The sequence below is a fragment of the Spirosoma pomorum genome, from assembly GCF_054776615.1.
Map to the genome: position 1 here is coordinate 126,824 of NZ_BAAHBP010000002.1, position 13,266 is coordinate 140,089.

Here is a 13,266-nt window from a genome sequence, read left to right on the forward strand (position 1 = left end):
TCTATTCAGCTCGCATGGCTTTGAAGGCGTTCATCAACCCGTTGGTTGAGCTGTCGTGCGTTGTTACCTTAGCGTCATCCTGCAACTCGGGAAGAATCCGGCTGGCGAGTTGCTTACCCAGTTCAACCCCCCATTGGTCGAAGCTGAAAATATCCCAGATCACGCCCTGTGTAAAGATTTTATGTTCGTACAGGGCAATCAGGCTACCCAGCGTACGAGGTGTTAGCTTTTTGAACAGAATCGAGTTGGTTGGCCGGTTACCGGAGAACATTTTGAATGGTGCCAGCGCCTGAATTTCTTCTTCGCTTTTACCCGATTTACGCAGTTCTTCAGCGGCTTCTTCTTCTGTTTTACCGTTCATCAACGCTTCAGTCTGGGCGAAGTAGTTGGCCATCAGAATCTTATGGTGCTCCCCAAGAGGCCGCTGGCTGATAGCCGGAGCCAGAAAATCGCAGGGAATGAGCTTCGTACCCTGGTGGATGAGTTGATAGAAGGCATGCTGCCCGTTTGTACCGGGTTCGCCCCAGATGATCGGTCCCGTCTGGTAATCGACCGGGTTACCGTCACGATCGACCGATTTACCGTTACTTTCCATATCGCCCTGCTGGAAATAAGCCGCAAAGCGGTGCATGTACTGATCGTAGGGCAGAATGGCTTCGGTCTGTGCGTTGAAGAAATTATTATACCAGATCCCCACCAACGCCAGCACCACCGGCAGACTCTGCTCGATAGGTGTATCGCGGAAGTGCTGATCCATGGCGTGTCCGCCTGCCAGTAACTCCTCGAACTTGTCGAAACCGATATACAACGCAATTGATAGACCAATGGCCGACCAGAGCGAATACCGCCCGCCAACCCAGTCCCAGAAACCAAACATATTGTCGGCGTCGATCCCAAATTTCTCAACGTCTTTTTTGTTGGTCGATAAGGCAGCAAAATGCTTGGCGATGGCCGCTTCGTCTTTGGCGGTTTCCAGGAACCACTGCCGCGCCGACTGAGCGTTGGTCATGGTTTCCTGGGTTGTAAACGTCTTTGACGCGATCAGGAACAGCGTCGTTTCGGGATTAACTTTCTGTAAGGTTTCGTAGATGTGAACACCATCCACGTTCGATACGAAATGTACCCGCAGTTTTTTATCGTCGGCGTAGGGTTTCAGTGCTTCGGTTACCATCACCGGACCCAGATCAGAACCACCGATACCAATGTTCACTACGTCTGTAATCGCTTCGCCGGTGTAGCCTTTCCACTCACCCGACCGGATGCGCTCCGTAAAGCTTTTCATGCGATCCAGTACCGCGTTTACTTCGGGCATTACGTCTTCGCCATCCACCAGAATGGGCGTGTTCGACCGATTACGTAACGCCACGTGCAGCACGGCCCGATCTTCGGTCCGATTAATCTTATCACCCGAGAACATCTTGCTGATGGCGTCCTTCAGGCCAGCCTGTTCGGCCAGCTGTACTAGCAAAGACAGTGTTTCGTCGGTGATTCTATTTTTCGAGAAGTCCAGCAGAATCTCCTCGAACTGGCGGGTAAAGCTGGGAAAACGATTGGAATCCTCGGCAAAAAGATCGCGCAGGTGGCGATCGCTGATGGTGTCGTAGTGGGCTTTCAGCTGGGAATACGCTGGTAAGTCGGTAAATCGGTGGTTAGCAAGCATGCGTGGTTATTGGTTAGTTATCGATCGTGTTGAGTCTGGGCGCGAATATCGCCAATCCATCCCAATGTTTTTTTCCTCTAATTTTACGGCCTTATTACGCTTCCCTAAGAAAGCGTCAATTTTGCGTTATTACCGCGGCCGATGAATCAAAAACTTTTTTATACAGTACTTCTCGCCGTTGTAGGCGCCATTTTCTTTATTCCGTTTCTGGGTGGAGTTCGTTTGTTCGACTGGGATGAGATCAACTTTGCCGAATGCTCGCGGGAAATGATCGTTCTGCGCGATTACCTGCGCGTTCACATCGATTTCAAGCCTTTTTACGAAAAGCCGCCTTTCTTTTTCTGGTGCCAGGCGATGATGATGAATTTGTTTGGGGTCAGCGAGTTTTCGGCCCGGCTGCCCAACGCGCTCTGCGGAATTATTACGCTGGGGTATCTGTACCATCTGGGAGAAAAACTACACGGGCACCGCTTTGGTTTAGTCTGGGCACTGGCTTATCTGGGTTCGGTAACCCCTCACCTGTATTTTCGCTCCGGCATTATTGACCCTTTTTTCAACCTGTTTATCTTCGTCGGACTGGTCAATGTCATCTTTGCATCGTGGAAACGGGAGCGGATGAGTAGTAACCTGCTGATCACCAAACCTACCTGGGCTTATCTGCTCATCGGGGGCCTTATGCTGGGCTTGGGTATCCTCACTAAAGGCCCCGTCGCCTTTCTGGTCGTTTGCCTCGTCCTGCTGGTATACTGGCTGCTTAACCACTTTCGCTGGTTTATCTCACCCTTGCAGTTTCTGGGATTTTCGCTGGCGGCTGCCATTGTTCCCCTGACCTGGGGAGGGTTAGAGACGTATCTGCACGGCCCCACCTTTATTCGGGAATTCGTTACGTACAGCATTCGGCTGTTCAGCACGCCCGACGCGGGTCATGGTGGCTTCCCCGGCTATCATTTCGTTGTTCTGCTGGTGGGCTGTTTTCCCGCATCTATTTTTGCGCTGCGGGCCTTTGGCTCGCTGTTCATCGAACGAAATTACCAGCGTGAATTCCAGCGCTGGATGCTGATCCTGTTCTGGGTGGTCGTGATTCTATTCAGCATTGTGCAATCCAAAATTGTGCACTACTCTTCCCTGTGTTACTTCCCCATCACCTACCTCGCGACGCTAACAATTCTGCAACTGGAATACCGACGTATTACGTTTAATAGTTGGCTTATTGCGGGTTTGGTGATCATTGGTGGTTTGTTCGTTGTGGCCACCATCGGCCTGCCCATCCTGGCGCAGCATATGGACGTCGTCAGATCATTCGTTGGTCAAGATCCTTTTGCCCAGGCGAACCTGAATGCCAAGGTCAACTGGACCGGCTGGGAAGTACTTCCGGGGATCTGGCTGCTTCTGGTGTTGCTATTCAGCATTTATCTATTCCGCAACTACGATACCGAACGGGCAACCGTCGTGCTATTTGGCGGTATGGCCGTTTTCATTACGCTTACGCTCTGGTTTTTCATCGGACGGATCGAAGCCATCTCGCAGGGAGCAGCCATGCGGTTTTTCGAGCGGGCACAGGGACAGGATGTCTACGTAAAAACGTACGGTTATCGTAGTTACGGTCCCTTTTTCTACACCCGCAAGCCGCCCGTTACCAACCCCAACTATTATGACGATAACTGGCTGCAACGTGGCCCTATTGACAAGGACGTTCTGTTCATAAAAAAGAACACTGAGCCAGCAAACCTTGATACGTTACCCAACACCCGGAAGACGGGCGAAGAAAACGGGTTTATCTTTTACCGTCGGTCGGCTCGGTAGCCTACGTGTAAACCGTTGATTCGTGCTAGCAGTTATGCCTGTATGAGCACTCTTTACACTTTCTTCCGCCCCGCCGGGCCGTTTCGCATTGCTTTCGGCCTGGGTCTGTTTGTTTTGTTCCTAAGCGCCAACGCCTGTACGTCCACAAAATCTGGTGGAACACCGAAACAGGTCCAGCTCTCCGTTGGTGACATTAAAGAAATTACCGTTCCCCGGCGGGGCGATTCCTCCATGCAGTTGATCGGCACATCCGATAACCAGGAAGTTGTTGATGTATCGCGTCGGGAGCTGGCCCCCGCGGTTGATACGTTACAACGACAGCCGTCGGGCCCCACCGTTTTTCAGTTGAAAGGTATTACGGCAGGCACAGCAAACGTTACATTTTCAGAAAAGCGGTCCGATGAGGTAGGTAACGGCAAGATAATCCGGACCTATGTCGTACGGGTAACTGCCCAATAAGCCGCCTGTCGACACCAGATTACTTGTCCCCGTCCCCCATCGTTATGAGAACGATTTTAATTGTTGAAGATGACCGTCGCATCGCTCAGAATATCAGCCGTGGTCTTCGCGAGGAGGGGTACGCGACCGACGTGGTGTACGAAGGCATAAATGGTCGGCAGCGGGCGCTACAACCCGACATTGACCTTGTCATTCTGGATATAAATCTGCCGGGTCTCAGTGGGTTTGAAGTTTGCCGAAGCGTACGGGCCGAGCGTCCTCAGGTTCCGATCATCATGCTGACCGCGCTGGGCGAAATTGAGGATAAAGTCGAAGGACTGGGGCTGGGAGCGGATGACTATCTGGTCAAACCGTTTGATTTTCGGGAGTTGATCGCGCGGGTGGCTACCTGCTTCCGACGAACAAACACCCAGCAGGATTTAGCCCCGGATGACATTGGGCAGGTGGCCAACCTGACCGTAAACTTTTCGACGAAGGAAGTTAGACGCGATCAGTCAACGATCGACCTGACCGCCAAGGAATTCGCCCTGCTTGAATACCTCATTCGCCGACGGGGTCGGGTTGTGTCCAAAGCCGACCTCGCCGAGAGCGTATGGGGCCTGAATTTCGACCCTGGCACTAACGTGGTGGAGGTATACATCAATTATCTCCGCAAGAAGATTGACCGCGACTTTAACCCCAAACTCATTCATACCCGCCCCGGAATGGGGTATGTATTGAAGGAGGAGTAAGGAAGAAAGGGAGGAGAGGGAGAAGGAACAAGGAGGAGTTATCACCTCAGTTGTTTCTTTCCCCTTCCTCCATCCTGCCTCTCCTCCCCTTCCTCCTCTCTCTATGACCATCCGCAACCGTATCGCGCTTCAATTTTCGATCATTGTCGCTTCCATTCTGGTGGTGTTTTCGTTGATGATCTATTTTGTTTCGTCAACGTACCGCCGGGAGGAATTTTATGAGCGATTAAAAAGTAAAGCCCGGACTACGGTACGGTTCCTGGTTGAGGTGAAAGAAGTCGACCGGGAGTTGCTCAAGATCATCGACCGGAATACGTTGACGGCCCTGCTTGACGAAAAAGTCCTGGTTTTCAACAGTCACAACAAGCTCATTTACAGCAGCGTCGACGATCAGGTTATTCATTATGACCCATCATTATTGATGGAAGTCAGACGACTGAAAGAGGTCGAAACGTTCAGCGGTAATAATGAGCTGGTTGGCCTACTGTATCAGCAACGCGGAGCCGACCTGGTCGTTTTAGCTTCTGCGAATGACGCGTTCGGCAAAAGTAAGCTCAACAACCTGCGTATCACGCTGGGTTGGGGACTTCTGGGAGGCATTAGTCTCACGATTGGCCTGGGGATTTTCTTTGCGGGACAGTCGTTACGTCCCATCAGTCAGCTTAATCAGGACATTACAACTATTACCGATCAGAACCTGCAAAAAAGGCTGGACGAAGGCAACCGGCAGGACGAAATTGCCAAACTAGCCATCAATTTCAATCACGTCTTACAACGCCTGCAACTCGCCTTCGAACAGCAACGTAGCTTCGTTTCGCACGCATCGCACGAACTCCGCACGCCCCTGGCCGCGCTGAAATCCGAGATTCAATTGGGCCTACGTCGACCACTGACGGTGCCCGAACACGAAGAAGTGCTGGTCAACCTGCTCTCGGATACGGATCGGCTCATCAGCCTGACCAACAACCTGCTCTTCCTTGCCCGCACACTGGAATCCATCAACCAGGTACCGTTTAAGCCGGTACGGATCGACGACCTTGTTTTTGTGGCCAAGGATGAACTGCTGACCGCCAAACCGAGCTACGAGATCGAAATTGATTACGATAACATTCCGGATTCGGATACCGAAACCGTCGTAACGGGCAATGAAGAACTGTTAAAACAGGTATTGATCAACTTATTCGACAACGCCTGCAAATACTCGGACAATCTGACGGCACAGGTACGTATTGCAACGGACGAAACCGTCTGCCGGGTGGTCGTGAAAGACCGAGGAATTGGCATTTCCGACGATGATCGGCTGCGCATTTTCGAGCCCTTTTACCGAGCCCCTAACGCGATGGATCGCTACGGCTTTGGAATAGGTTTATCTATTTCAGCGCGTATCATTAGCCTCCATCAGGGTACGCTCACCGTCGACAGTCGGCTCAACGAGGGCAGTACTTTTACCATCACGTTGCAGCACGCCTGACTCATGCCCCTACCCGAGTTAACGATTTGGTAACGTTTTCGTAATGGCTGACGAATTTCCTGGCCGTATTTTTAACGCGTTACCTCTGTTCTTACGCGCATGACACTTTCTGGCGTCATCCAGCAATTGCGGGATGAGTACCCACACGCTTGGTCTCGATTGACTATAAAGCCTGGCGATTTTATATACCAACCCGCTGATGTGGACACATATGTGCACTTAATCGAAAAGGGGCTGGTTAAAGTTGGTAGTCTGGGCGACTGGGGCCAACGCGTTCTCTACGACTTGTTGCAGCCCGGCGAGCTCTTTGGCGACCTGGACTATCTGGATGAGAGCAATTTTTTTGAGTACGCCCAGGCAGCAACCAGTACGTCTGTGTTCTCCATTGATCGCCGGGCTTTTCGGTACGCCGTTTCGCACAAGCCATCACTGGCCGATTGGTTTAGCGAGACAGTTATCCGTCGATGGCACCGCACCGAAGTCAGATTGCTGCATCGGAATGGGCTAGCCGTCGACGAACGCATTCGGCAACTACGCAAGCAATACGGCACACTCGTCGCTGACGCAAACAACCAGATGCAGCTACCGTTCGACCAGTTGTCGTACCAGGACATCGGCGATTTAGTCGGCGCCACCCGCCAGACAGTCTCCCGAAAGATTCGCATCCCGTCGGAATCCGTATCCGATTATATTATGAAACTATGACTAACTTATAATACACTGATCACAGTTGCTTAACGGTTGAGGGTAATGAGTTAAGCTTTTATTAAGCTTGAGCGGTCTGTTAATTTTTAACAGCAGTGAGTCGGTGCGACTGACCAGTTTCGCCTTTTCATTACATCAAACTTAGTTAAATGCAGTACATTTTACGTTCTTATTACCGCTTTATCAGTTGCCTGCTTTTTCTTGGTATATGCACCTTGACGGCCTGGGGGCAAGCCACCGACGCGACGATTACGGGGCTTGTCAGCGATAAAGACGGCGGTGCCTTACCAGGCGTAACCGTGCAAGTCCGCAACGAATCGACCGGCTTTAAGACCGGTACGCAAACCAGTACCGACGGGCGCTTTACCATCCAGCAGCTACCGCTGGGCGGCCCGTACACCGTTACGTTTTCGTTTGTGGGCTTCGCAACGCAAAGCCGCAGTGGCTATCAAATCAACCAGGGTGACCAGATCACGGTCAACGCCAAGTTGACCGACGCCGATCAGCAGTTACAGGAAATCGTCGTAACGGGTACGACTCTAAAAAACCGAGTTGACCGGCTGGGCGCAACCACGGCTATCACCGCCGATAATATTGCCAAACTACCTGTGTTCAACCGGAGCTTTACCAACCTGCTGGCGCTGTCGCCCCTAAGCAACGGTACGAGTATCGGCGGCCAACTGCCGTCGTCGACGAACTTTCTTATTGACGGAGCGAGTGCACGGAACAACCTCACGAGCGGAGCACTGGGTAGCGGTCCATTTTCGCTTTCGCTCGAAGCCATCCGCGAATTCGAAATCACGACCAACGAGTACGACGTAACGAAAGGCCGTCAGGGTGGCGGTACGGTAAGCGTCGTTACTAAAGCGGGTACTAACGCCGTAACGGGCACGGCTTTTACGTATTACAACGCCAATGGGCTATCGAGTCCGCGCGATATGCGGGGAAATGTCCGTACGGTTGATTTTAGCCGGTTTCAGTACGGGTTTTCGCTGGGTGGCCCGATCATCAAAGACAAACTGCATTATTTCGTCGCCCTCGACCGGCAGAATGAATCGGCCCCATTTTACATTGCTGACATCCGCTCCGACGCCGACGCTAACGCGCTGGGCATCAGCAAGGCCGTGCTTGACAGCGTTATCACCATCGGTCGGCAGAAATACGGATTGAGTAACTCGCAACAGGTGGGTGAGTTCAACCGGAAGACCGAAGCGAACACCCTGTTTACGCGACTCGACTGGCAAATCAACGCCAAAAATACGCTGACGCTACGCAACAACTTCAGCAACTGGAATAACCCGAACAGCAATAATGACAATTCGAGTATCAATCTGTTCGAAGTGTACGGCAGCTTCAAGTCACTGGAAAACAGCACGCTCCTTTCGCTTCGGTCGGTGATCAACCCTACGCTGGTCAACGAATTGAAGGTACAGTATCAGCACGCGACGCGAAATTACGAAGCCAACAGTCTGCTACCGTCAGCCAACATTCCTCGTGCTATCGTAACGGTTAATTCCGTACTACCGAACGGACGCAATGGTAGCACATCGGTACAGTTGGGCGGCCAGCGGTTTACGCCGGAGCGCAATCTTGAAAACCAGATCCAACTGGCTAACACACTCTACTGGACGAAAGGGCGCTACAATTTCACCTTCGGTACTGATAACCTGCTGACGTACCTCGATACATACATCTCCAACGAGCAGAACGGCCGATTTATCTTTAACAACCTACGCGATTTCAACAACCTGAACCCATCGCGTTACGCCCGCGAAGTACCCACTAACGGTATTCCATCGGTACAGCAGTACGTACTGAACACGTCGCTGTTTGGTCAGGTGCAATTCAAGCCCCGCTTCGACATGGACCTGTCGGCCGGACTGCGCTGGGATATGACGAGCTACCTGACCAAAGGAGCTTACAACCCAGTAGTAGAACGCGAACTAGGCCTGCGCACTGACGCGAACCCGACCGACTGGAATAACTTTCAACCCCGCTTTCAGCTGACGTGGAACCCCAACAACAAAAACCGTGATATCATCCGGATTGGTGGCGGTATGTTCTCGGCTTACGTCATCAACTACGCCCAGGTCAACAACATTCAGAACACAGGTACCAAACTGGCTTCGATCGACGTAACGCGCCCATCCAACAGCAGCCAGCCTAACCTGGTACCGCGTCCGGATTTTGTCTCGTATCGCAACGATCCCAGCACCGCGCCGGGTATCCCAACAGGGGCCAGCTACGTATCGACGATCAACCTGAACGATCCGAACTTCCAGATTCCGACGATCTACAAGGCCAATATATCGTATAGCCACTTCTTCAGCGACAACTTCCGGCTGGGAGCCAACCTGTTGTACGCCAACACGGTGAACAACTACGTGTATCTGGACAAGAACCTGGTCGATCAGCCGTATTTCACAATTCCGAATGAAGCCAATCGGGGGGTGTTCGTACCAGCCAACTCAATTGCTACCAACAGCGGACAAACCAACAACGTACTGGGTCGTAAGACGCAGGCCGTAGGCCGCACACTGATGCTAACCAACGGGGCCAAACTGCACTCCCTGACCTTCGTCCTCGATGGCGAAGTTCGGTTGCCCCGCAACGGATCGCTGGCGTTCAGCTACACCTGGAATGACTCCCGTGACAATACGTCGTATAACGGAAACGTCGCCAACACCTCGACCTTCCGCCCCATTAAGAGCGACCCGCGCAGCCTGAGCGAGATTAACTACTCCGACAATCAGTTCCGGCACAAGCTGGTGGCTTACGGATCGTCTCCATCCGTAGCGGGCTTCGTACTGAGCGTACGCTTTACGGGCATGGGTGGTACGCGCTACTCGCTAACCGTGGACGGTGACATCAACGGTGACTTTGTGGGTGGTCCCGGTACCGATAACGACCTGGCATTCGTATTCGACCCCAACAATTCGGAAGTGGCGCAGAGCGTTCGGGCGTCGATGCAGCGTGTCCTTGACAACCCGGATAATCTGGCGGCCCCGGCCATTCGGAACAGCATCGGCAAAATCTTTGACCGTAACGGGGGCGAAAACGGCTTCTACGGCACCTTCGACGTCCGGCTGGCCAAGTCGATCCGTACGTTCAAGAACCAAAGTCTGGCGCTCAGCGTGGACGTGTTTAACTTCGCCAACCTGCTGGGTCAGGCGCTCGACGGCGTTACAACCCGAGGAGCCGAAGCGACGTCAAGACGCAACTGGGGCGGCAATTTCAACCTGGGTAACCAGAATTTACTGATTCCAAACGGCTTTAATCCATCGACGCGTCAGTACAGCTACCGCGTCAACGAAAACGTCGGTACGACCCAGAAGCAAGGAACACCGTATTCCGTACAGTTGGGCGCCCGCTATTCGTTCTAGAAACAGATCCTATTCTGTCATCCCGACGTCAGGACCGGGCCGCCGGGGTGACAGAAATGCTATCAACCAACCTCTTTAATTAACCTACGTAATGGACAACCGTCGCGATTTTCTCAAAAAAGCAGCTTTGCTGTCGAGCAGCGGTCTGCTTGATAATAAACTGCCCCCCGTCATTCAAAAGGCCCTGTCGATTGCTCCCGAGGTGGGTAGTACCTTCTACGATGCCGAACACATTGTTTTCTTAATGCAGGAAAACCGTTCGTTCGATCATCAGTTGGGCATGTTGCAGGGGGTACGTGGCTTTAATGACCCACGCGCCATTCAACTACCCAACAAAAACAGCGTCTGGCTGCAAACCAACGCGCTGGGCGATACGTACGGCCCGTTTCACCTCAACGTAAAAGACACAAAAGTGGCCTGGATGGGATCGTTGCCCCACGGCTGGACCGATCAGACCGACGCCATGAACAACGGCAAGTACGATAAGTGGCTCGACACCAAAAAAGCGTACAATAAAGCCTTTGCCCATATGCCGTTGACGATGGGCTACTGCGACCGGTCGGATTTCCCATTTTATTACTCCCTAGCCGACGCTTTTACCGTTTGTGACCATAATTTCTGCTCGAGCATTACGGGTACTCACCCCAACCGCCACTACTGGATGACGGGGACGGTACGCGAGAAAAACGAACCCGAAGCCGTTGCCCATCTTTGGAACGTCAGTAACTACGAGTACCCGACCCTGAACTGGACGACCTACCCCGAACGGCTACAGGCGGCTGGTATTCCCTGGAAAGTGTACCAGAATGAAATCACGATGGGGTACGGCCTGAAAGGCGAGGAAAGTTCGTGGCTCAGCAACTTCGGGACCAACGTACTGGAGTACTATCAGCAGTATAATGTCCGGCTCCACGAAGGAGGTATTGCTAATCTGCAAGCGAAAAACGAATCGGTACGCCAACTGATCGCCGATCTGGAAAAGCAGCCTACCGACGAAAAATCGGCGATGAAACTGGCGGCTGCCCGTAAGCTGTTGACCAACATCGAAACGGCCAAGCAACGCTATACCGCTGACAGCTACGCGAAGTTGTCAGATGACGCGAAAAAACTGCACGAGCGCGCGTTCGTAACCAATGGTCAGGACCCGTATTTCCACGAGCTGACGGCGATGGCTTACGCCGACGGTGATACCGAACGGACCCTGAATGTGCCCAGGGGGGACGTATTTCATCAGTTTCGGCAGGACGTCCAGAACGGAACGTTGCCCACCGTGTCGTGGCTGATGCCGCCCGCTTATTTCTCCGATCACCCTGGTCAGCCCTGGTTTGGCCCTTGGTTCGTCAGCGAAGCCATGGAGATTCTGCTGCAAAACCCCGAGGTCTGGAAGAAAACTATCTTCGTTATTACCTACGACGAAAACGACGGTTTCTTCGATCATATGCCCCCTTACGTGGTACCGAATCCGTACAAAGAACATACGGGCAAAGTGTCGAAAGGCATCGATCCCCGGCTCGATTTTGTGACCAAGGAGCAACAAACCAACCCGTCAACGCGAGAATCCAGTCTGCGCGAAGGCCCTATCGGGTTAGGCTACCGCGTGCCGATGATCATTGCGTCGCCCTGGACGCGGGGTGGTTACGTTAATTCCGAGGTATTCGATCACACGTCGTCGCTGCAGTTTCTAGAGCATTTCCTGGAAAAGAAAACCGGCAAAGCTATTCGGGAAGAAAACATCACTAACTGGCGCCGGACCGTATGCGGGGATCTAACGTCAGTTTTTCGCCCCTACAACGGCGAGTCCATCACCCAGCCCCAGTTTATTGAGCGTGGCCCGTTTCTGGAAGGTATTCACCAAGCGCAGTTCAAAACCACGCCGAACTATCAAAAATTGACTCCGGCTGAGATAACGCAGATCAACAGTCAGCCTGTTCAGGCGATCCAATTCCCTCAACAGGAGAAGGGCATTCGTGATGCCTGCGCATTGCCCTACGAATTTTACGCCAACCGACTGGTCGGTCAAGACAAGCAACGATTGGGTTTGACATTTAAAGCCGGCAACGTAGTGTTTGGGCCACAGGCGTCAGGGGCACCGTTCCGCGTCTACGCCGTACGACCTTACCAAGACGAAATGATGCGGGCCTGGGATTACTCGGTAGCGGCTGGAGATGCCTTACAAGATGAATGGGCAATTGGTGATTTCGACGCGGATCAATACCACCTGCGCGTTTACGGACCCAACGGTTTCTACCGGGAGTTTATAGGCAACGCCAACAATCCATTAGTTCAGATTGAATGTGGTTATGAGACCCAGCGCCTGCGCCGGAATAAGTTGACAGGCAATTTGCAATTGACGTTCCACAACCGCGATACGAAGGCGCACACGCTAACCCTGGTTGACAATAGCTACGGCGGGAAGCCACAACAAGTACGGCTACCGGCCGGTGCCAAAACCAGCGTTCCGGTTGACCTCAGCAAGCAGCACAACTGGTACGATCTGAGCATTCGGGCGAACGGCCACGACGGTTTTGAAGAACGGTTCGCTGGGCACGTGGAAACCGGAACACCGTCCAAAACGGATCCGCTAATGGGTGGAGCTGCGTAAACTTAATTCTAGTAAAAACAGACCCCGCTGATGTCCAGTTTGGATATCAGCGGGGTCTGTTTTTAGGGAATCTACTACATCGTAAAACTGCCTGGTAACAAGCTAATTCAGACATACTGGTTGAATTGTACACCATTTCTCTGGCCCATTATAGATTTCACGGGGATGTGGATCGGGCTTATTTTTCTATTGTTCACATCTGACACGATCCGCCCCGCCTGTTACGGCGGCCACCGTAGCGGAGAGGTTAGGCCGGGCGGCCGGTGCCGGCGGTCAAATCGAACTCTTTTCAAAAGATGAGCCAAGAAGACGAAACTGGACATTTTAAGCCCGAAGGTTGTCCTACAGCCTCGTAAGTTTGGTAAACTTCCCCTCGTCTTGGGAGAGAGATTGGGGACGGTTTGCCGTTTACGTAAGGGCGACAACTAGGAGCTACTAATCAGGGAAAGTAC

8 protein-coding genes are annotated in these 13,266 nt (G+C 52.5%); 7 read left to right on the plus strand and 1 reads right to left on the minus strand.

Annotation, left to right across the window (positions count from 1 at the left end; translation table 11 throughout):
* Window position 1: 1 nt before the first annotated feature.
* The gene (gene pgi / locus ACYVAD_RS06340; protein ID WP_461138639.1) at window positions 2–1,660 is read right to left on the minus strand and encodes a glucose-6-phosphate isomerase; all 1,659 of its coding nucleotides are present in this window, start codon (window positions 1,658–1,660) and stop codon (window positions 2–4) included.
* A gap of 141 nt (window positions 1,661–1,801) precedes the next feature.
* Between pgi and ACYVAD_RS06345 the strand changes: the two genes are divergently transcribed.
* The 7 genes from ACYVAD_RS06345 to ACYVAD_RS06375 all read left to right on the plus strand — a co-directional run bounded on the left by ACYVAD_RS06345 (window position 1,802) and on the right by ACYVAD_RS06375 (window position 12,814).
* A complete protein-coding gene (locus ACYVAD_RS06345) occupies window positions 1,802–3,463 on the plus strand; it encodes an ArnT family glycosyltransferase (protein ID WP_461138640.1) in 1,662 nt (553 codons plus the stop codon).
* A gap of 42 nt (window positions 3,464–3,505) precedes the next feature.
* Window positions 3,506–3,922 carry a hypothetical protein gene (locus ACYVAD_RS06350; RefSeq protein WP_461138641.1) on the plus strand — a complete coding sequence of 139 codons (417 nt, stop codon included), beginning with the start codon at window positions 3,506–3,508 and terminating at the stop codon, window positions 3,920–3,922.
* Window positions 3,923–3,966: 44 nt separating this feature from the next.
* The gene (locus tag ACYVAD_RS06355; RefSeq protein WP_461138642.1) at window positions 3,967–4,653 is read left to right on the plus strand and encodes a response regulator transcription factor; all 687 of its coding nucleotides are present in this window, start codon (window positions 3,967–3,969) and stop codon (window positions 4,651–4,653) included.
* A 103-nt stretch (window positions 4,654–4,756) separates the two neighbouring features.
* Window positions 4,757–6,124: a sensor histidine kinase gene (locus ACYVAD_RS06360; protein WP_461138643.1), complete on the plus strand. Its 1,368-nt coding sequence runs from the start codon at window positions 4,757–4,759 to the stop codon at window positions 6,122–6,124.
* 99 nt (window positions 6,125–6,223) lie between these two features.
* Window positions 6,224–6,829, plus strand: a complete 606-nt coding sequence (locus ACYVAD_RS06365) for a Crp/Fnr family transcriptional regulator (protein WP_461138644.1) — start codon at window positions 6,224–6,226, stop codon at window positions 6,827–6,829.
* Between the two features lie 149 nt (window positions 6,830–6,978).
* Window positions 6,979–10,212 carry a TonB-dependent receptor gene (locus ACYVAD_RS06370; RefSeq protein ID WP_461138645.1) on the plus strand — a complete coding sequence of 1,078 codons (3,234 nt, stop codon included), beginning with the start codon at window positions 6,979–6,981 and terminating at the stop codon, window positions 10,210–10,212.
* Window positions 10,213–10,303: 91 nt separating this feature from the next.
* Window positions 10,304–12,814, plus strand: a complete 2,511-nt coding sequence (locus ACYVAD_RS06375; protein WP_461138646.1) for a phosphocholine-specific phospholipase C — start codon at window positions 10,304–10,306, stop codon at window positions 12,812–12,814.
* The last annotated feature ends 452 nt before the right edge of the window (window positions 12,815–13,266 follow it).